Source organism: Desulfosporosinus orientis DSM 765 (assembly GCF_000235605.1).
In the GTDB taxonomy this organism is placed as follows: Bacteria; Bacillota; Desulfitobacteriia; order Desulfitobacteriales; family Desulfitobacteriaceae; genus Desulfosporosinus; species Desulfosporosinus orientis.
The window spans coordinates 2,889,204-2,909,612 of record NC_016584.1 but is presented as its reverse complement, the minus strand read 5'-3'; the positions used below and the strand labels follow the sequence as shown (position 1 = coordinate 2,909,612).

General features: G+C 43.1%; 12 protein-coding genes. 1 reads left to right on the top strand and 11 read right to left on the bottom strand.

What is annotated here, in order from left to right:
- The 5 genes from DESOR_RS13575 to addB all read right to left on the bottom strand — a co-directional run bounded on the left by DESOR_RS13575 (position 1) and on the right by addB (position 12,803).
- Positions 1-951, bottom strand: a complete 951-nt coding sequence (locus tag DESOR_RS13575; protein WP_014185161.1) for a 4Fe-4S dicluster domain-containing protein — start codon at positions 949-951, stop codon at positions 1-3.
- Positions 944-1,411 carry a hydrogenase iron-sulfur subunit gene (locus DESOR_RS13570; RefSeq protein ID WP_014185160.1) on the bottom strand — a complete coding sequence of 156 codons (468 nt, stop codon included), beginning with the start codon at positions 1,409-1,411 and terminating at the stop codon, positions 944-946. Before DESOR_RS13570 ends, DESOR_RS13575 begins: the two co-directional genes overlap by 8 nt.
- Before the next feature lie 39 nt (positions 1,412-1,450).
- Positions 1,451-4,483, bottom strand: a complete 3,033-nt coding sequence (locus DESOR_RS13565) for an FAD-dependent oxidoreductase (protein WP_014185159.1) — start codon at positions 4,481-4,483, stop codon at positions 1,451-1,453.
- A gap of 684 nt (positions 4,484-5,167) precedes the next feature.
- Positions 5,168-9,244 carry a UvrD-helicase domain-containing protein gene (locus tag DESOR_RS13560; protein WP_014185158.1) on the bottom strand — a complete coding sequence of 1,359 codons (4,077 nt, stop codon included), beginning with the start codon at positions 9,242-9,244 and terminating at the stop codon, positions 5,168-5,170.
- A complete protein-coding gene (gene addB / locus DESOR_RS13555) occupies positions 9,237-12,803 on the bottom strand; it encodes a helicase-exonuclease AddAB subunit AddB (protein WP_014185157.1) in 3,567 nt (1,188 codons plus the stop codon). Before addB ends, DESOR_RS13560 begins: the two co-directional genes overlap by 8 nt.
- A 102-nt stretch (positions 12,804-12,905) precedes the next feature.
- On the opposite strand from addB, the gene DESOR_RS13550 reads away from it, so the two are divergent.
- Positions 12,906-13,631 carry a polysaccharide deacetylase family protein gene (locus tag DESOR_RS13550; protein ID WP_014185156.1) on the top strand — a complete coding sequence of 242 codons (726 nt, stop codon included), beginning with the start codon at positions 12,906-12,908 and terminating at the stop codon, positions 13,629-13,631.
- A gap of 1 nt (position 13,632) precedes the next feature.
- On the opposite strand, the gene DESOR_RS13545 is transcribed toward DESOR_RS13550, so the two are convergent.
- The 6 genes from DESOR_RS13545 to DESOR_RS13520 all read right to left on the bottom strand — a co-directional run bounded on the left by DESOR_RS13545 (position 13,633) and on the right by DESOR_RS13520 (position 20,351).
- Positions 13,633-14,481, bottom strand: coding sequence for a YitT family protein (locus DESOR_RS13545; RefSeq protein ID WP_014185155.1), 849 nt, complete (start codon positions 14,479-14,481; stop codon positions 13,633-13,635).
- A 208-nt stretch (positions 14,482-14,689) separates the two neighbouring features.
- Positions 14,690-15,979: a DUF4349 domain-containing protein gene (locus DESOR_RS13540; RefSeq protein WP_014185154.1), complete on the bottom strand. Its 1,290-nt coding sequence runs from the start codon at positions 15,977-15,979 to the stop codon at positions 14,690-14,692.
- Positions 15,976-16,488: an RNA polymerase sigma factor gene (locus tag DESOR_RS13535; RefSeq protein WP_014185153.1), complete on the bottom strand. Its 513-nt coding sequence runs from the start codon at positions 16,486-16,488 to the stop codon at positions 15,976-15,978. The genes DESOR_RS13540 and DESOR_RS13535 overlap by 4 nt, the downstream gene beginning before the upstream one ends.
- Before the next feature lie 203 nt (positions 16,489-16,691).
- Positions 16,692-18,122 carry a cardiolipin synthase gene (gene cls, locus DESOR_RS13530; protein ID WP_014185152.1) on the bottom strand — a complete coding sequence of 477 codons (1,431 nt, stop codon included), beginning with the start codon at positions 18,120-18,122 and terminating at the stop codon, positions 16,692-16,694.
- Positions 18,123-18,342: 220 nt separating this feature from the next.
- The gene (locus tag DESOR_RS13525; RefSeq protein WP_014185151.1) at positions 18,343-18,987 is read right to left on the bottom strand and encodes a cobalamin B12-binding domain-containing protein; all 645 of its coding nucleotides are present in this window, start codon (positions 18,985-18,987) and stop codon (positions 18,343-18,345) included.
- Positions 18,988-19,031: 44 nt separating this feature from the next.
- Positions 19,032-20,351, bottom strand: a complete 1,320-nt coding sequence (locus DESOR_RS13520; protein WP_014185150.1) for a PocR ligand-binding domain-containing protein — start codon at positions 20,349-20,351, stop codon at positions 19,032-19,034.
- Between the last annotated feature and the right edge of the window lie 58 nt (positions 20,352-20,409).

Below are 20,409 nucleotides of genomic sequence, written 5' to 3'. Positions count from 1 at the left end.
TCACTCCTTTACCAAGAACTGTTCTGGGTCATTAGTGGTGTATTCATTAAGAGCCGGTTTGCCGTCTTCACTGATACCGGCTTCATGATTGTACATAACATAGACGTCTTTGGTCATTTTGCGATTCAAGGCACGTATATCCACACCTTGGGGGCATGCACGAGTACAGGCACCGCAGTCAACACAGCGGCCGGCTAAGTGCAGGACACGTCCGGCTTGGAAGAAGAGATTTTCAGAACGATTAACCCCGCCGGTCAGCCATCTCGGGGAATTGCAGTCAACAAAGCATTCCTGACAATAGCACAAAGGACATGCATTACGGCAAGCATAACAGCGAATACACTTGCTCATTTGCTCTTTGAAATAATCTTGGCGTTCGCTCAATGATTTTTCTTCCATTGCTGTAACATCAGCAAAATCTGCAGCTGCTTGAGGAGCTTCAATTTTGTCACCCAAATGAACATCCTCTACTACAGGGTTAGGATATCGGCAGTTTTGACAGGTAGGATCTTTTACCTCAGCAAAAAGATACTCTTTGTCCCCTTCCATTCCTTTTACGGAAATTTTCCCGTCACTAACACTGGCTTCGAGAATTTCTCCTACTTCTTCATTAATTTTACGTTGATTAATGACTCCATGGCAAGTTACCCCGATGAGATACAAGTCATCTCTGACCAGTTGGTTTTCTTGCATTAAAACCGCTAAAGCCCGGCTGTCGCAGCCTTTAACAACAATAGCCTTTTTGCCCGGAGTTTTAGCTGCATAATTTGCCAGGTTATTTTCACAGGTTTCATCCCAAATTAACGCGTCAACATCTTCTGCAGAATGCACAAAACAGGGAGTTGCCTTTAAGGGCAAAGAACCTTTTTCATAGCCGATAACAACATCCACTTTTCCTTCAGCCAGCAATTGACGGGCCGTTTCTCGGATATCGTTTACGAGATTATTCATCCGCCGCACCCCCGTCATCAACTTTAAAAATACCGTTATTAGGGCCAAGTGCACTGACCCGTTCAGTTACTCCTTTTACGACTTCAGCAAAGCGAATGCCTTCTGCCGCTGATACCCAGGAAAAGTTGACTCGATCCTCTTCCAGTCCAACATGGGTAAGCAAGGATTTAATGAGGGCAAATTTACGACGGGCAACATAGTTTCCACTGATATAATGGCAGTCTCCAGGATGGCATCCGGAAACTAAGACTCCGTCCGCTCCGTTAGCCATTGCTTTTAAAACATAAAGGGGATTAATTCTGCCTGAGCATGGGACTCTGATGGTTCTAATTGTTGCCGGATATTGAACTCTGCCGACACCGGCTAAATCCGCCCCAGCATAGCTGCACCAGTTACACAAGAAAGCAGCAATTTTAGGTTGGTACTGTTTATTTTCAGTTTCTACCTGAATTTCTCCCATAATCATCTACCTTTCCCGATTGTTAATTAAGTCCCATATTTATAGGGCGTTTAACATCTCGACAATTTGCTCGTTAGTACATCCTCTGAGACTTAACGCTCCGCAGCGGCAGCTGGACGCACAGGCTCCGCAGCCTTTACAGAGGGCATCGTTGACAACCGCAACACGTTTTTCCTTATCAACAGCGATTGCTTTTGCAGAACAAACAGCTTCACAAGTACCACACGCGGTACATTTGCGTGAGTTGACAAAAGCATTGAGACCGGCAGACTCTACTTTATCTTTAGCTAAGGCCACACCGGCACGTCCGGCTGCTGCTTTAGCCTGGGCAATGACTTCTTCCATGTTCTTAGGACTGTGGGCAATACCAGCCATAAATACACCGTCGGTACTGAAATCAACGGGACGCAATTTCATATGTGCTTCTAAGAAGAAGCCTTCGGCATTCAATGGGATTTTGAACCATTTAGAGAGCTGTTTGCCGTCTTCAGGTGCTTTAATGGCAGCAGCCAAGCAAATCACATCAGCTTCAATTTTGATGGGTCTGTCTAAGACGTGATCATTGACCGTTACAACAAGGGTATCCCCTTCCTTATTGACAACCGGTTTAGCATTCTCACTATAACGAACAAAGAGAATTCCAATTCGTCGGGCTTCTTCATATTCCTCTTCAAAGTAACCATAGGTTCTCATGTCTCGATAGAGAACAAAGACATTGGCCGACGGATTTTTCTTTTTAACTTTAAGAGCTAATTTTACAGATTTTGTACAGCAAGTACGGCTGCAATAAGGATTTTCATCACAACGTGAACCAACGCATTGGATAAAGACAAAATTCTTGGCATTTTCCACTTTTGAGTCATGATTGAAAAGAGCTTCATCCATTTCAATTTGAGTCATGACACGAGCGTCTTCTCCATACAGATACTCTTTAGGTTTGTATTCTTGACCTCCGATGGCCAGGATAGCTACACCATGAGCAATCTGTTCCCCATTTTCCAGAGTGGTTGTAAAATTGCCTAAGAAACCGCCAACATCTTTAATACCAACCCCCACATGGAGTTTAATATTGGCATGGCTGCTGACCTTTTCAATCAAGTCTGCCAAAAAGGCTTTCATGTCTTCTCCTCTGAAACCTGTGGAGAATCGTCTGGCCACTCCGCCCAAAGTGCTGTCTTTCTCGACGAGATGAACTTCATATCCTTGATCAGCCAGTGAAAGAGCACTGGTCATACCGGCTACGCCACCGCCGATAACTAAGGCTGCGTGATTCATATCCATAAAGATTGGCTGAACTTGCTGCTGCATGGAAGCCCGAACTATAGCGAGTTTTGTGAGATCTTTCGCTTTCTCCGTCGCTTTTTCAGGCTCGCTCATATGAACCCAAGAACATTGGTCACGGATGTTGGCCATGTCAAATAGGTGTGCATTCAAGCCCGCTTCTTTCAATGTTTCTTGGAATAATGGCTCATGAGTTCTGGGACTACAGGAGGAGACCACGACTCTGTTTAATTTGTGTTCACTGATCAGAGCCTTAATAGATGCCTGAGCATCTTGAGAACAAGCATAAATTTTATCCGTGGCATAAGCAACGGTGGGAAGAGTCTTAGCATACTCAACAACACTGGGTACATCAACAACACTGCCGATGTTAACACCACAGTGGCAAATAAAGACCCCGGTACGGATAACATCCCCGGCTACATCCATCTCCGGCGGATACTCTTTTTCGCTGACTAAGGTTCCACGCTCTTCTGCTAATAAGGCAGAAGCAGCTCCTGCGGCAGCGCTGGCCTGCATAACTGTTTCCGGAATATCTCTTGGACCACTGAAGGCACCTGCTGCAAATACCCCTGCTTTTGAGGTATTAACACCGGTCAGGGGTTCAAGTTCCGCGAAACCGAATTTATTGACCTTCAGATCTAAGAGACTGGCTAATTCTTTAGAACTGTCACCAGGTTCCAGACCAACGGATAAGACAACTAAATCAAATTGATCCGTGACAATTTGACCATCTTCCGTGGAATAACGAATGACTGCATCTCCCGAATCGTCTGTTGCTTCAGTGACTTCATAGACACGGGAACGAATAAAGTTAACACCTTGTTGGTTCTTGGCATTGTTATAGTATTTTTCAAAGTCTTTGCCGGGAGTTCTCATATCCATGTAGAAAATAGTGGTATCAACGGGGATATGACTGTGCTCTTTGGCAATGACAGCTTCTTTGATGGCATACATACAACATACGCCGGAACAGTAATTGTTATTAATCTTGGCATTTCTGGAACCGACGCACTGAATCCAGGCGATTTTTTGAGGTTCCTTCTTGTCAAAGGGTCTGACTAAATGTCCATCAAAGGGTCCCGAGGCGCTGAGAAGGCGCTCAAACTCCAGACTTGTGACAACGCTCTTTATTTTGCCGTAACCATAATAATCAAGGGAGGAAGCATCAAATATTTTAAAGCCGGGATTAAGAATCATAGAACCGACTTCAACTTCGAATTCCTTGTCTTCCATGTGATGATCAATAGCACCTGCTTGACATGCTTTTACGCATTTCAGACAGATGTCTTTGCCTTTAGCTTTACCGCGAGTTTGATACAAGCAGTTCTTTTCGTCAATGCCATAAGCATTAGGGAAAGCTTGTGAATACTGCTTGAAAGCAGCTTTACGCTTTCCTAAGCCCTGATTGAACTCATCATCAATTTTTACAGGACAAGCTTCTGCACAAGCGCCGCAGCCCGTACATTTATCCAGATCAATATAACGGGCTTTTTGCTTAATGGTAACTTTGAAATTTCCGGCTTCTCCTTCAGTTTTAACGACTTGTGAATTGGTGTAGGTTCTGACATTCAGATGGCGCCCGCATTCAACTAGTTTAGGGGATAGAATACACATTGAGCAATCATTGGTTGGGAAGGTCTTATCCAACATCGGCATAGTACCGCCAATAGCTGACGATTCTTCTACCAGATGAACTAAGTATCCCGACTCTGCCAAATCCAGTGCAGCTTGAATCCCAGCAATCCCTGCGCCAACAATCAAAACAGAACCGATTTTATTTTGACTCATTACAACCCCTCTTTCATCCTTACTCCCTTATTAAAGATAGTTACAACAATCACAAGGAATACTAAGTAGTAAGTTCGCCATAAATTCTGAAAATCCTCTCGCAAGATGACAAAATATTATGGAATTAAATAATTTTATAGCAATCTACCCTTAATAAGTCACTTAATGACATATGTTCATTAAAATAATCATATAATTAGCTGAGGAAATTTCTATAATGATGAACATATTCTAGTATTAGGGTAACACTATACCAATAGGTTTTCAAGTATGAGGCTCGCCCATTCGCGGCTGCGAGAGCTTCCTTCAGCGGGTAAGTATTCTTTGAAGATTGTTAACCATGGTTACGCAATCCCCGCAGCCGCTTTGTGGGCTTAACCGCCTCTCCATGCAATGGGTTCGCTTCTGCTTCACTCCCAACGAACTGCCTGGAGGAGCGCTTTTCAGCTAAGCGGATGCGTCAGTGGAGCCGCGTTAAGGCGAGGGCCGACGGTTCGCGAACCGTCCAGCGAGCCAGCGGCGGAACTCGCAGACGCGTGCTGAATAGCGCTCCGCCCCAGAGCCCGACAGAACCGTCCCCTGTCAGAAGGGGTTTTTCATAGTAGCTTTTCGTGCCGCTGCCGCATTACCATCGCTGACTTAAAGCTGCTGATCCTTATAGCAAAGGCGGCTGCCTAAGTTGCTCTAGTTAAAGAAAGGGAAACCGGGTCTCAGGACATCTTTCCGTCGCTGCTCAGAGATCTCTATTTCCCGCCCAAGGGTAAAGGAATAAAGGGTACAGCGGGTGACCTGGGCTTTGGTTAAGCGTTCTATGGCATGAGCGTAAAGAGATAACTGAAGAGCATACCGATCCCTTAAAATTTCCTCAGGATCTATCTCGCCGTCCTTTCTCAATGAATCAGTTTTGTAGTCCAGGATTTCTGCCTTAATAGTACGATTTTCATCAGTGTTTATAATCACCACATCAATAACGCCTTGCACTAAGATCTTGTTTTGATCCTCTGTTGGAAAAGTTAATGTGAAGGGTACTTCCCTCAGAATTTCATCGGCTCTAAAAAGCCTGTTACCCAATGGCGTCGCTAAAAAGTGAACAATCTGTTCCGAATGAATAGTGTTCTTTTGCTCAAGTGTAAGAATTTCACGCTCTTTAAGTGTGTTCAAAAAGCCGTTGATGTAATTCATTTTCTCTTTCTCAGATAAGGTTGACCAGAGAGACTCCAATTCTTTAAAGGAAAGATGCTGCATAACCGTGTGCAAAGCTGTTCCTCGTTCTGCTGCTGTCAGTGGCTGAGTGGCTTGAAGAAATTTCGGCCGTTGCGAAAGGTCCCTAGGATTCCCTAAACCCGGAACGGCAGACGCCTCATCGTTGACATACCAGATACTTTGACGTTTAAGTTCACTTACACTGGTTTTTGCTGCCTGACGAACTGCCGAGAGATGCGGGTACTGCCAGTTTAACCTTCGGGCAACCTCAGAATACCAATGTTCAACTTGAGCATGGTCTTCAGTTTCTTGATCGACAATACTTTCTTGACTTTGCCCGTCACTTGCCATTTTTTCGGAGGTTAAGCTGCGATGGAATAGTATCTCCCAACGTGAATGTTCGTCCTCTAATGGATAAATTATCTCGGAATCCACAAAACCGGCCTGTATAAATAGCCGGTCCGGATGACGTACCAGTGCCGGTCCAATCCAGTCCATGAAACACTTTGCATTCCTAAGCAACCCTTCGGGCAAGGCAGCCTCCTGCCACTCTGCCGTACGCTGCCATTTCTGCAGAGTGTTTTCAAATTTATCCAAAGATCCATATAAAAACAGACGCTCTTTAGCCCTTGTCAGAGCAACATAAAGAATTCGCATTTCTTCTGCCAAAGCCTCTTGAGCTAAGGTCTGTTTGACGGCATATTGAATCAATGAAGGGTATCGAACCTTATTGTCAATGTCGATGATCGGCATTCCTATACCTAACTTCGAATGTAAGAGCATCCTTCCTCTAAGGTTTTGGGTATTAAAGGTTCTCCCCAGACCGACAAAAAACACAACCGGAAACTCCAGTCCTTTGCTGGCATGAACAGAAATCAATCTTACAACGTCTTCATTTTCTCCAAGGGCTCGTGCGCTTCCCATATCTTTTCCTTGTCCTTGGAAGCGGTCTAAAAAGCGCAAAAATCTAAATAACCCACGGTACCGTGTGGCTTCAAAGCGCCAGGCACGATCATAGAAGACACGCAGATTGGCCTGACGTTGAACCCCAGCTGGTAAGGTACCTACATAGGCTAAATACCCGGTCTCTTCATATAATGACCAGATCAAATCTGCCAGAGATATTCGTCGTGACCGAGTTCGCCAGGTTTGAAGCTTAAGCCAAAAATCCCTTAGTTTTTCCCCTAACATGGGAACATCCGATAATAATTCCTGAGCTCTTTCAAGTCTCTGAGGTAAAGAGTCCGCATAGAGCCCCAGAATTTGCTTTAATTCATCAACATGCTCTAAAGCAAAATCAGTCTTAAATCCTGCCCATACTGCCAAGGTTAATGCTTCATAGAAGTCTCCTTCCGGGAGAGTCATACGGATTTTCCCTAACTCACGTCCGTTTAAACCCACAAAAGGTGAGCGAAGAACAGCTGCCAAGGGAATATCCAAGTGAGGATTATCAATGACTTTGAGCAAGGACAACATAGTCTCTACTTCACTAGCCCCAAAATAACCACTGGTTGTTTCGGCATACACCGGAATTTCTGCAGCTTGAAATTCCTCTACATAAATAGGTGCGCTTGAAGAGTATGAACGCATCAAGATGACAATATCCGAGAATCGCACCGGACGAAATTCTCGCGTGACTTTGTCAATAACCTGAAATTCTTCTCCAGCAATGATGCGTTGTATTCGTTCGCTGACCAGGCGTGCTTCAATTCTTATACTATCAAGATCTTCTGAGGATAGATCATCTTCAAAATCTGTACCCTCTCCATGAGTGTCAGATTGACTCCCCCTTTCTTGACGGTAACTGTCATTTTCTGCTTCACCTTCGCCAGCAATTATACTCACAGTTTCTCCGTGTCCTTCATCAGAATATGAGCCTAACTCGCTTTTTATACTTTTAGGATCAATAAGATGTACTTCAATGGGACCTTCAGCGATAGGAATGGGGCTTTCTCCGGTGATAAAGGATGCTCCGTATTGCAAGGCTGCTTGATGATCATAGGCAATTTCTCCGGCACTTGAGGTCATGATCTGCCGAAAGATAAAATTAACTCCTTCAATCACTTCAAGCCGGCTTCGAAAATTTCGATTTAAATCAATGACCATCTTCTTAAGATCTTGAGAAACCTGTGGCTGCCAATGGGGCAAATCATTATACTTGGCAATAAACAAGCCTGGATCCGCCATACGAAAGCGATAGATGCTTTGCTTAACATCTCCGACCATGAAAAGGTTAGGGGATTCTTCCTGTCTGGATACGAGATATAAGATACGTTCCTGAACAGGATTAATATCTTGATATTCGTCCACTAGCACTTCCGCAAAATAGTCTTTCAAACCTTGAGCCAGCAGAGAAGGTTCGCCTTCTTCTTCCAATAATTTTAGCGCATAATGTTCAAGGTCTGTAAAATCTAAAATATTGCGTGCAGTTTTAGCCTTTGTATAAGCACGGGCAAACTCAATGACTAAACTGCTAAGTGACTGGATCAGAGAACTCATTTCTTTGAAAGCGGACAACTGGCCCTCCAAGGGGTAAGCAAAAACAGCATCTTTTAAAGAAGTCAGCTTCTTTTTAGCTTCATCCCTCATCCGTTTACATTCCTCTTGCCATTTTTTGCTCAAAGTGTCATCAACTTCGCCAAACTCTTGCTCAGGACCCTTCTTTTGTTTGGATTTCGAGCGAATAGCCGGCAATCTAGGAAAGGTTACGGCGGATTGAAATTGAGCGTCAATCTGTGGCCACGTCCCTACTTTTAAGTCATGGCAGAGCAAGCCAACTCGATTGAGGTCATCCTGCAGCGTAGGCACATAATTAACAGGTCCTTCCGGGGATTGCGCTATCACCTCCGCCCTCTGCAGCAAATGATAACTTTCACTGGCCAAGTCCAGCAGCCCTTGACAAACTGCTTGACCCCATTGGCTTTGCATAAAGGCTTCAGTACTTTCCCACTGGTAAGGGTTTTTTAGAGCACTTAACCATGTGCTTGGCTGAGATTGACTATAAGCGAAGGTATACAGACTTAAAACATAGTCCATCAGCGGCTGATCATCGCGATCACTGCCAAAGGCTTCCACCAGTTTCATAAAACCCTGGTCTTCTTTTTGATAATTAGTCTCAAAGAGTTCTTCAATCACATCCTGCCGTAAAAGATCCGCCTCAGCTTGATCGGCAACCCGAAACCCCGGGTCAAGTTCAAGTTGGTAAAAATGTTTGCGTATCAAATCCAAACAAAAGGAGTGCAATGTAGTAATACTTGCTCTCTGCAAAAGAGTACGCTGACTGAGCAGCCTTTCGATTTCTCGAGGGTCGTTTTCCCCAAACAATGCCTCATCCAAGGCTTTGCCGATTCTCTCCCGCATTTCATTTGCCGCTGCTTTAGTAAAGGTAACAACAAGGAAGCGATCCACATCAACGGGATAATGTATATCCGTAATTTGATGTATCAGGCGCTCTACCAGGACCGCTGTTTTACCTGAACCGGCTGCAGCGGCAACTAAGAGTTCCCCTCGCAAAGTAATGGCGGCACTCTGTTCATCAGTCCATTGAGGTTTACTCATCACTGGTCACCGCCTTTCCAGGTTCCTCTCCAAGCCAATTTAAATTCGACTCATGTGTGTGATTTGTTTTTTCCATTCGTGCCCAGACGTCTTCCGGCTTTAAGGCCGGAAGATCACGATACCGGTTTTCAGGCAGATAAGGATCAAAGTGGCAAACAGGTTTATAATCACAATATTGACAGCCGGTTCTCTTGCCTCGCCGGTAAGGTGACAGTGAAATATCACCGTTTAGGATTTCCTCCCCTTTCTGCTTAAACCACTGGTGGAGATAGCTGCCCAGCAGAGAAAATTGATCTTCGGTTAATACATTAGCACCTTTTTGAAAACTGCCGTCTTTCTTTAACCTTACCCCCAGCAAATCGGACTGTCCTAAGGAAAAGGTTGAATCCATGGCTTCTAAAACCTTAGGGTTTGCTAGTAGGAACCCCTTAACCTTAACAGCTTTGACCCGTCGTTGTTCCAATTCTTCGGAACTTAATGGGCTTTGCTCCTCAAGCTGAGGTTCCAGCACAGGGAAATATAAAAATCCCGCCGGAATTTTCTGCTGAAGGATATAATCACCAGACAAAGCTGGTGTTGTATTAAGTAACACTTCGGCACCTTGTAAAGCAACTGTCAAATATGTGAGTAATTGAAGATTTAACCCATAGTAAATGGTGTCCAGGGGTAAGGATAACTCCCGTGATTTATAATCTAAAATGCGCAAATAAATCTGATCATCTAATAAAGCGGCATCCACCCGGTCAATTTGCCCGCTGAGAATCAAGGAATCGCCCTCCAGCAATGGAACCTCTATCCCTGGGAGTGTTTCTTGGGGACCAAAACCCACTTCCAGCTGTATTGGAATAAACAATCCCTTGCGGGCATGTTCTCCTAAGACACGAACCGCATGGTGAACAGTACGTTTAAGTTTGTTTGTTAAGTAACGATAACGAGCATTACTTAAGAGAATTTCATGCTGTAAACTAGGGGCAAGGCGGTCAGCCAGCTCATTGATAAGAGCCCAGGATTCTTCTTTTGATAATTTACCCCAGTCCAAACTACTCTCCTGCAGATAGAGGGCAAAATCGCGCAGCATAGAGTGAAAAAATTCACCCATATCAGGACTCGTCAGTTGATAGGCAGGTCGTTCACGCAGCTTTAAAGCATACCGGGCAAAATGTCCAAAGGGGCACCTGGCGAATTGTTCCAACCGAGACACACTTGCTCTTAATCGTTTGCCATAGAGCCTGCGGGCTAAGGGACGCTCAAGCTTATCCTCCTGATTTATTGTTGCGAGACTGGTACGTAATCTCAGCGTTTGTCCTTGGCGAAGAGAATCTTCCAGTAACCATTTTTCCGTTGCTGTCCACAGGGGAGAAAGAGGTTCCCCTTGGCGAACTTTGCGGAGCTGTTCGGCATAAAACAGAAGAGCAGAATCTGGCTGACTAATCTTCTCAATGTCTTCTTGAATACTTAAAAAGTTCTCGGCAAGAGATGGGAAAAGATGCTTAAGCCGTGTGACTACAGGGGAAACCGTCAGTCCTTTACCTTCATCATCCGTTAAAGAATAACTGACTACCAATGTTTCTTTTGCCCGGGTAAGGGCCGTGTAAATATAAAATTGCTCTTCATAAGTCTGGTCCTTACCTTTAGGAGCCAGACTAATCCCTGCTTCTTCTAATTGTTTACGTTCTTCAACGTCAAGAATACCGTCAGAAACCGGTCGTGCTGGAAGAACTCCTTCATTAGCGCCTAATAGGAAGAGGACTTTGACTTCAGGATTCCTTGAGCGATCTAAGGATCCAACCAAAACTTGATCTAATCCCGGCGGAATGAGTCCCAGCTCAATACCCTCCATTCCAGAAGCAAGGATTAAAGCATAGTCTTCCAGCTCAACCTTTTCCTCCCCTAATCCGGCAACGATTTCATCCAGGACTTGGATAGTAGATTCCCAAATCTGTTCGTGTAACCTAGCCTCGCTAAGATCTCCCTCTTCTTTAGCCTTTTGAGCCCATATTTCAAGAGTCCCGGGAACATTTAAGGTTTCTAAAAAAGTATAGAGGCTTTCTGTAATGGTTCGAACTTTTAATCCCTGCTCTTCTTCTTGACAATCAACTACAATACCTTGACTCAAGGGGGTTAAGACATCATATATGGTTTGGCGAGCTGCATTAAGCTCTGCCTGCAATTTTAGTTCAATAGCCTGCTGTTCCTCATCTTGACCCAATGACCATTGACGATGGCAGGTTATGCTTCTGGACCAGGCTTCACCACGAATTCCATATTCCAGAACATAGTTTTCCAATCGATCGATAACATCCCTGGACAGCGGGAAAAAGTCTGTTTTTAAGCAGCGAAACAAAGGTTCATAACTCCATTGAGTTCTCATTATTTCAAGACAGGATTGAAGCAGCTCTATTAAAGGGTGATGCAGGACAGGACGTTTGTAATCTATGAAATGGGGAACTTCATAGGATGTAAACAGCTGAGCAATCAACTCGTGATATCCGGAAAGATCCCGGCTCAGGACGGCCATTTCGTTCCAGCATAGTCCTTCATCTCTTGCTAAACGCCTTAGTTCTTGAGCAACTCTTTCAACCTCTACTCTCTGATTGACAGCAGAAATAATTTGGATTCCGCCGAAATTTAGTTCTTCCTTCTCAAAGGGCATGGTCGGATAAGCAGAAAAAAAGGTTTCTAAATGACAAAGCCAAGGATTTTTGAAGCGTGTGCCACCTTTAAGCAAACTAGAGGGATGTATGGGAATATTATTTTCTAAGGCAATCCTCTGCAATTCCAAAAAAGTTTTCCAAGGACCAGTAAAAAACTCTTCTCCGGCTTTAAAAACACCTGTTTCCGAAGTGAACTCTTCGGTAACATAAATTGGATCCAGACAAGAGGTTATTACAACTTCTTCAACAGTTATTGCTATGGCTTTCAAGACTTCCAGTTCTTGAGGGGTAAACCCGTTAAACCCATCAACCCAGACCTTTGCCCCTCGCATCAGGGGGGCAAAGGGTATTTTGCCAGCCAAGATTGAAAGTTCATCATCAGGGTCTCTGATTTCCTGACCCAGGGAAGCTTGAAATTCTCCATATAATAGTGCCAAATCCTCAAGCTTCTCAGTCAACATGCCACTTGTACTTTTAATAGTTCTTAATGTTTCCGGAGCTACTCGATAGGTTTTAAATTCCCCGATTGTTTGAGCCAAAAGCTCGGCCATACCCGGTCTGGTTGCGGATCGAGCAAATACTTTCAATTCATAACGGTTCTTTAAAAGAATGCGGCGCAGAAGCATCTGTTTGCCAATTTTGCCAATAAGCACCTTTTGTCCTCCGCCGGTTTCGGAAAAAACACGCCAGCCCAGCCGTTGAAAGCTCAATACTTGAGCTCGCAAACTTCCATCCAGATCGGGAGTATCCGAGAGAGCAACTTCCATTTGATAGGTTGCTTGCTCAGGGACAAGGAAGATAATTGGCTTACCCCAAGGTTCCTTGCGAAGTTCAGCTCGAATTTCTTCCAGACATAAGGTGCTCTTGCCACTGCCGGCCCGTCCAAAAATGAAACGGAAGCCCATCGTTAGTTCCTCCCTAATGTATTAATATAAAATAGGATTATACCATGCATGGAAAAGGAATTTTATCCATAGTTATATAGAAGCGATGTGGGGGTGAAAGATATGCGCATCTACGTTTTATATCGCCGCAAACTGTTTCTGACCTTTTTGTTTTTGCTTGTGATAGGGATCGTACTGACAACAACACAGCATTTCTTAACGGTTCCATCCTTGGTTCGAACTCCCGGGACTTATTATATGGCAAATACCCAGGAAAACATTGTAGCTTTAACCTTTGACGATGGACCTGACCCTATTGATACACCGGAAGTATTAAATATCCTTAAGGAAAAGGACGTGCATGCCACATTTTTCATTTTAGGGGATGCGGGACAATTATACACTGATTTGTTAAAGCGCATAGCCAAAGATGGCCATGAAATTGGAAATCATGGTTTTAACCATGATTATCAGCAAATACATTTAGTTGAAGAAATCAATAAAACCGACAACATTGTCTTTTCTGCAACAGGTTCCCATACCCTGTATTATCGTCCACCAGGAGGGTTGGTGAGTCAAACCCAACTGGCAACAATTAAACAGCATGGCCATATTGTCGCACTTTGGAGTGTCGACAGTAAAGATTGGATGAACCCCGGTGTCAAACCAATACAAAACAATGTTCTAAAAAATGTCTTTCCGGGATCAATTATTCTTATGCATGACGGTGGCTATCAACGCACTCAAACAGTTAAGTCTTTAGGTCCGATTATTGATGAATTAAAAGCTCGTGGTTATCGTTTCGCTACATTAAGTGAACTCAGAGCTCTGGATTCTGAAACGAAGTAGTTCACTCATTGGCAATAAATCCACTCCCAAATACTTCTCCTGCGTTTTGAATAATAATAAAGGCCTGGGGATCAACTTCCCGGACGGCTCGTTTTAAACGCCCAACTTCGGGAAGACTTACGACACAAATAATTATGTCTTTAGGTTCGCAAGAATAAGCCCCGCGTCCATGTAAAAAAGTAGCACCCCGGCCCAGATCAACCATAATTCGATCGACCAGGGCCTCAGAACGATCTGAAATTATGGTAATTGATTTGGAAGGGACACCGCTCTGGATAATATCCAATACCCGTCCATAGACAAAGAGCAAAACCAATGTATAGAGAGCTGCTTTTGAACCCAGCACAGCCCAGGATATCAAAATGATAACACCATTAATTGCTAGTGCAGACGTTCCCATAGGCACCCCGTACTTTTGCTGAATAACTTTGGAGATAATGTCAGTGCCTCCTAAGCTCCCGCCAAAGTGGAATACGACGGCGGAAGCCAGTCCAGAGATAACTCCTCCATAAAGTGCCCCTAAGAAAACATCACTAAAGTCTAAGGGCTGAACCCCCCTAAACAAATCCAAAAACACAGAAAAAACGGCCAAGCCCCATATGGTTTTAAAGACAAATTTCTTGTCAATCTCACGCCAGCCCAACACTAATAAAGGTACATTGAGAATAAAGGTCATAATCCCAATCGGCAAACCTAACGTATAGAAAAGGAGCAGAGCAATACCTCCCACTCCACCTCCGCTTAACCCAGAGTATACAATAAAGCCTTGAATCCCGTAAGCGGCAAGGATAGCACCCGCAACAATTCCCAAAATATCGGTAATTAACTTTGTCCGCTTTGTTAGTTTCAAGTAAAAACCCCCTAAATACTGGTTAAAGATTATATTTTACTATTATACAGAGTTATTCTATATACGTAAAGTTGATCCAATTCTTTAAGCAAGCGATAAGCATAATGCGCAGAATGTCTACAATGCGTGAAGTCGTGAAAAATACGCCTTAATGCAGCTTATAAGCCGCATTAAGGCGTATTTCTAAGGAATCCGAGACCCAAGGAACCTACCTATTCCGTTTTTTCCAGAATCGATAAATCCCCCAAGCGATGCCGCCAATCAGCAAATAGGGTATAGCATAACCTAAGCCGACAACCAAATAATTGAGTCCGTTCCACGTACTGCTCAAGGTTTTTAACACAGCGTCCTTGGCCGCCTGCCAAGTCTCGCTCCACGAGACAGGCTGCCATGGGTCCTTGACGTTCAGATTAGGGGTTTGGTGCGTGACAATTTGGAAGGTCACTGTAGAATAATTGACTTGATGATCCCAAAGCTTTAATTGACCTTTCAATTGTTCAATTTGCTGTCGAACATTGCTCAGTGAGTCTTCAACTCTAAGCACATCATCAACGGTTTTGGCCTGCTCGAGAATTTCAAGATAGCGTTTTTCTTCGGCCTCCAAAACCTGCAAACGCGCTTGAGAATCATAGTATTCATTGGTAATATCATTGGCCTGCAGACGCTGATCCAGAACCTTACCCCATGATGAAACCGAATCTTGTAAACCGTTAAGCTTATCAGCAGGAATCTTAACCGTTAAATACGCTGAGGAGTAATTATCCGAATCACTTTGCTGAGAAGTTACGACGTATCCGCCCAGACTCTGAATTTCTTGACTAATCTTGTCCACGGATTCATTGATATTTGCCACTTCTAGAGTCAAGTCTAAATTATGAGTAACTTTACGAGGCATCTCTTCATCGGCGGGAGGAACATTGCCTTGATCCGGCGGAACGGGAAGAACAGCTTTGTTTTCCATAATAGAAGTACTGTCCATACCAAACTGAGTTTGTGGCTGGTGTTCTGCTCCTCCATTGACTTCAGCACTGTTACTAAAGGACTTGCTTTTGACATTGAATTCTGTACCTGCACCCGTCGAATCACTTGGCGGGGGTGCCTGCATAGCTATATCCGCAGATTGTGTCGATTTTTCTGAGCTGCCCATGCGCGGAAAAATGCTCCATGAGTTGCTTAGGGCGCCTTGCCCAATGACAATAAGAATGGCAAGAGCAGCTATGGGAAGGGCTAACTTCCACTGCCCCGGTGATTTCCACCAACCCAAAGATGTCCATTGTTTAAAACCTTTCTTCTCATACCTGGGCTGGTAGACCGGCAAGTCTTCCAATCCTTCGGTTTTAGCAAGTTTCTCTAAAGCTTTTTGTTTGATACTCAGCTTAATTGTTTCCTTATCCTCAGTATCCCCGTCAATCGTTGAAAAGAATTCTTTCATACGCTGCAAATCTCCATCCTCTTCCCAGAGAACGGTGAGATCCTTTTTATCAAAAAATCCTTTCATCGGACTCTGCCTCCTCTGTCCAGGTTCCCCTGGTAGATTTTTCGGAACCCTTTTTTTGCCCGGTATAGAAGGCTGTCCACTGCCTGCTGGGTTGTTCCTAATATTTCTGCCACTTCTCCGGCACTGAATCCTTCGATTAAACGAAGTTGGATAACATTAACTTGCTGAGGAGAAAGTTTGGCCAAGGTTTCTTTGACACTTAAAAGAGTTGCCCAAGACTCACTCTGATCAGGATGTTCTGATATGGGCAATGGTGCATCATCTAAGGTTATCATGGGAGCACGCTTGTTGCTTCGGTAATAGTCCGCGATCTGATGATTAGCGATGGTCAGGGCCCAGGATTTTAAAGCTGTCTTTTTCTCCATATTAGGTAAACCACGCCATACTTTTACAATAATTTCAGCGGTTACATCTTCTACATCCGCTTTAGGAATTCTTATGGATACAAATCGGTAGATCACGGGAAACATTAGTTCATAGATTTCATCAAAAGACGAATTGGCTTCCACCTCGTCGCCAGCCTCCTGCCTTCTCTCTTGAAAATTTTTTTCTGTCTAATACTTAAACTATTATATCTATAATTCTACATCTACACTATAGACGCACAAATATCAGATTATCTGACACTAAATTTTTAAAAACCAGACAAGGGGACGGTTCTTTTGTCCTGCCTCAAGACAAAAGAACCGTCCCCTTGTCTGCCCCTGTCTGCTTACAAGAGAGAAGAAAGCAAACGGGCACTGGATTCTTTAAATTTTTCTATGGATGAGCGATGCTGGAATTCCTCCAGAATAACTTTATTGCAGTCTTTTAAATCCAGATCATAATAGTTGATTAATTCTTCGGTAATTATTGGGTCATAAATAAAGGCGCTGATCTCAAAATCAAGAAAAAAACTTCGTATATCCATATTGGCAGATCCTACTAAAGCTAGATGATTATCAATAATCAGGATTTTGGCATGTAGGGTTCCTTTCATATATTGAAAAATTTTCACACCAGCCTGAAGTAATTCTTCAAAATAAGAATTCATAGCTAAATAGGTAAATTTGTGTTCAGGTATCCCCTGGACAATAAGTTGAACATCTAAACCGCTGAGTGCCGCCGTTTTTAGGGCAATAATCAGGCTTTGATCCGGGATAAAATATGGAGTTTCAATGTAGATACTCTCTTTTGCCATGGTAATAGAACTAAAGAAACTATACAAAATGGAGTTCCATTTTGAGTCTGGTCCACTGGCAAGTATTTGTATAGGCAACATTTGAGAAATCTTAGTTTTCGGAAAATAGTGTTCACCCTTAATCTGTTGACGAGTGACATAATACCAATCATTCAAAAAGACTGCTTGTATGGCATGGACTGCTTCTCCCTGTAGCTTTAAATGAGTATCCCTCCAAAAACCTAATTTAGAATCCCGGGATAAATATTCATCTCCAATGTTTAATCCTCCAATAAAACCGATACTTCCATCAACAACAACGATCTTGCGATGATAGCGCAGATTTAATTTAGAGGTTAAATAAGGAAATTGTATGGGGAAAAACCACTTTGCTTGTATGCCTGCTGTTTTCATACGTCTCATCATAGTTCCGGAAATTGACAGGCTTCCCATGCCATCGAGAATAACTCGTACCGCCACTCCCTCAGTTACTTTACGAGACAAAATTTTTAACACATCTTCCCCAATTTCATCATCATTAAAAATAAAATAGCTGAGGTGAATATGGTGAGAGGCCTTTTCCAAGGCATAGAATAATGCCTTAAACTTCTCTCCGCCGTTTAATAATATTTCTGCTTGATTATTGATGGTTAATGGAGCAAATCCTGAGTTTAAGTGGAGATTGAGCAATTTTAAATCAAAGTTCATCTCCCTGTGAGACAGCAATTCCTTGTTCTTAATAGCAAATTGCTGTTGACTAACCCAACGATTTATCGGGTTATCCTGATAATGCTTGCCATGAAACATTGGTCCATGAGTGGATTTTCCAAACAGTATATAAAGAATCAAACCTAGTACCGGAAAGAGAGCAAGTATAAAAATCCAAGTCACTGTATTGCCTGGGGAACGGTTTTCTAAGATTATTTCTCTGCCCAAGAGTACAACCTGGAGAAGGCTTATGAGTAACATTAAGTACCCTATCATACCGGTAATCCTCCCCCATTATTATGCAAATTTTTCATAGAGTCTAGTTATTTCCAAAATCAATCTTTCGTAGTCAAACCTTAGACAGGAATTAGAAAATTCGCCCCAGTTCCTCCAAACAAAAAATAAACTAGAAGTTCTCCTTATCTTAGGTAAGGAACTCCTAGTTTACTCCGTAGCACATACTGCAATAACTCTCTGTAAATCATAGTTTCAAACCTCACTGCACAAACTGCACCGCTAAATCAACGGCTTTAAATACATCCACCGCATACCCGTCAGCCTTGATTGACTGAGCAAATTCTTGGGTAGCAGGGTTTCCGCCAATAATTATCTTAACACTGTCGCGTAACTGTAAACGTTCTAACTCAGTTATTGCTTCAGGCATCATGGGTAAAGTTGTCGTAAGCATCGCTGACAAGGCTAATATATCAGGTTGATGTTTTATTACTGCCTCCATAAAATCCTCCGTTTGAACATCAATGCCTAGATCAATGACTTCAAAGCCGGCACCCCGAAACATCATAACAATTAGGTTTTTGCCGATATCATGTAAATCCCCAGCAACTGTGCCAATAACTATTTTACCCAATGACGATTGCTTGGGCTGAGAAAGGAGTGGCTTTAAAGCATGCAGTCCCGCATGCATCGCCCTTGATGCTATGAGTACATCTGAAATGTAAATTGCTTTATCTCGAAATTGGCTGCCAATAACTTGCATGCCGGGCAGTAAAGCATGTTGAAAAATCCTTTGGGGAGTGACCCCATTTTCAATAGCTAACAAAGTCAGAGTCTTTACTCGACTGGCTTGCCCTTTGATCAATGCTTTTGTGATTAATTCCAACTCTAATTCCGTCGTTGCCAATCTCCTCCACTCTCCTTATCTGATTCCTTAAGAAGTGGTATTCATTATAATGCATGTTGTTTATACCGGCTTGGAGTTACTCCCTCAAGCTTCTTAAAAACTCTGGTAAAGTAGCCCGGATCTTCAAAACCGCTTTCTTCAGCAACCTGCATGACGTTATATTTAGGATCCTTCAGCATAGCCTTAGCTTCTTCCACCCGCACCTGGGTGAGATATTCCATTAAGGTGCAACCTAAACCTTGTTTAAAAATTCTGCTGACATAGCAAGGGCTCAAATAAACGGCCTGAGCAATGTTATCGATTGTCAGTTTATTCCGATAATTTTTCCGTATAAATTCAGCAGCTTTCTGGATTGCTTGCAGGTTCTTCTGATTTTTATTGGTTTCAATATAATTCATAACAGTCTCTAACATTTTTTTGCTCCATAAACAAAGTTCATCGGGAGATGTAATCTCAAGTATTTCTCGATAAAACTGAGTGTTAAGCTGTGAGACTTCACCCAATTCAGCCCCTCCATCCACAGCAGCTCTGGATATGATCACGACAAGTTCCATCATTCTGGTTTTCAAGGTATCTAAATGATTGGAGTCCTTGGAAAAAACATCCACCAAAATTTTTTCTAACAGTTTTTCTGCTGTACGTTTTTCTCCATTTCGCACTTTCAATTTGAGTTCTTGTTCTTTCTCTAAAGAATTAATTCTCTTGGTTCTGGATTCAATGGTGTTCATAGCAACTTCCGCACGTTTACGGGCTTGTATTTCTTCCGCTAATCTTGCTTGTTGAGCGGCTATCTCTCTTCGCTGTTCTAAGACCGTCATGCCGCTTTGCATAATTTGGTTGGCGACGACAAATAACAGGTCCGCTGCTGCTTGCACTTTATCACTTGACATAATTTCTAAATGGGAGGCAGACCACTTGACTGCTGCTACATCAATATTAAGACCCTTAACCATTTCTTCAATTTCTTCCAGAAAATAGTCTTCGGGTTCCCACATCAGTACCTGCCCGCAAATAATTGAGCCAACATATTCGTCCAGTAAAATCGGCGCCGCCCACATTATTAAACCGGCATGACAACGAAAAATATAAGGCTCTCCATATTTTGAAGCCTCAGTGCAAGCCCGCGCATAGGATCGCTGGCATTTCTTAGCACCGTTGCTGTCAGATTTAATCATCTCACAAAAATCACAATCCTTTTTGGCATGATCCGGAGAAATTAAGGTATTACCCTTGTTATCTACGAGAATCGCCTTTAAACCGGTAGATTTAGAAAAAGAGCATAGCATTTTTTCCAATAGATTACGCCCGACTAATTGTTCGAGCCATTGCAGTTTTTTGTCCTGGTTAACCTCTCTCTTATTCATATTACCACCTCCAAAGTAGTTTCACACATACCTATGTGCAAATACTCAGTTAATTCCC

Bases quoted from the DNA above. Each gene is read 5' to 3' on its own strand.
- DESOR_RS13575 (WP_014185161.1), bottom strand. From the start codon at position 951: ATGAATAATCTCGTAAACGATATCCGAGAAACGGCCCGTCAATTGCTG.
- DESOR_RS13570 (WP_014185160.1), bottom strand. From the start codon at position 1,411: ATGGGAGAAATTCAGGTAGAAACTGAAAATAAACAGTACCAACCTAAA.
- DESOR_RS13565 (WP_014185159.1), bottom strand. From the start codon at position 4,483: ATGAGTCAAAATAAAATCGGTTCTGTTTTGATTGTTGGCGCAGGGATT.
- DESOR_RS13560 (WP_014185158.1), bottom strand. From the start codon at position 9,244: ATGAGTAAACCTCAATGGACTGATGAACAGAGTGCCGCCATTACTTTG.
- addB (WP_014185157.1), bottom strand. From the start codon at position 12,803: ATGGGCTTCCGTTTCATTTTTGGACGGGCCGGCAGTGGCAAGAGCACC.
- DESOR_RS13550 (WP_014185156.1), top strand. From the start codon at position 12,906: ATGCGCATCTACGTTTTATATCGCCGCAAACTGTTTCTGACCTTTTTG.
- DESOR_RS13540 (WP_014185154.1), bottom strand. From the start codon at position 15,979: ATGAAAGGATTTTTTGATAAAAAGGATCTCACCGTTCTCTGGGAAGAG.
- cls (WP_014185152.1), bottom strand. From the start codon at position 18,122: ATGATAGGGTACTTAATGTTACTCATAAGCCTTCTCCAGGTTGTACTC.
- DESOR_RS13520 (WP_014185150.1), bottom strand. From the start codon at position 20,351: ATGAATAAGAGAGAGGTTAACCAGGACAAAAAACTGCAATGGCTCGAA.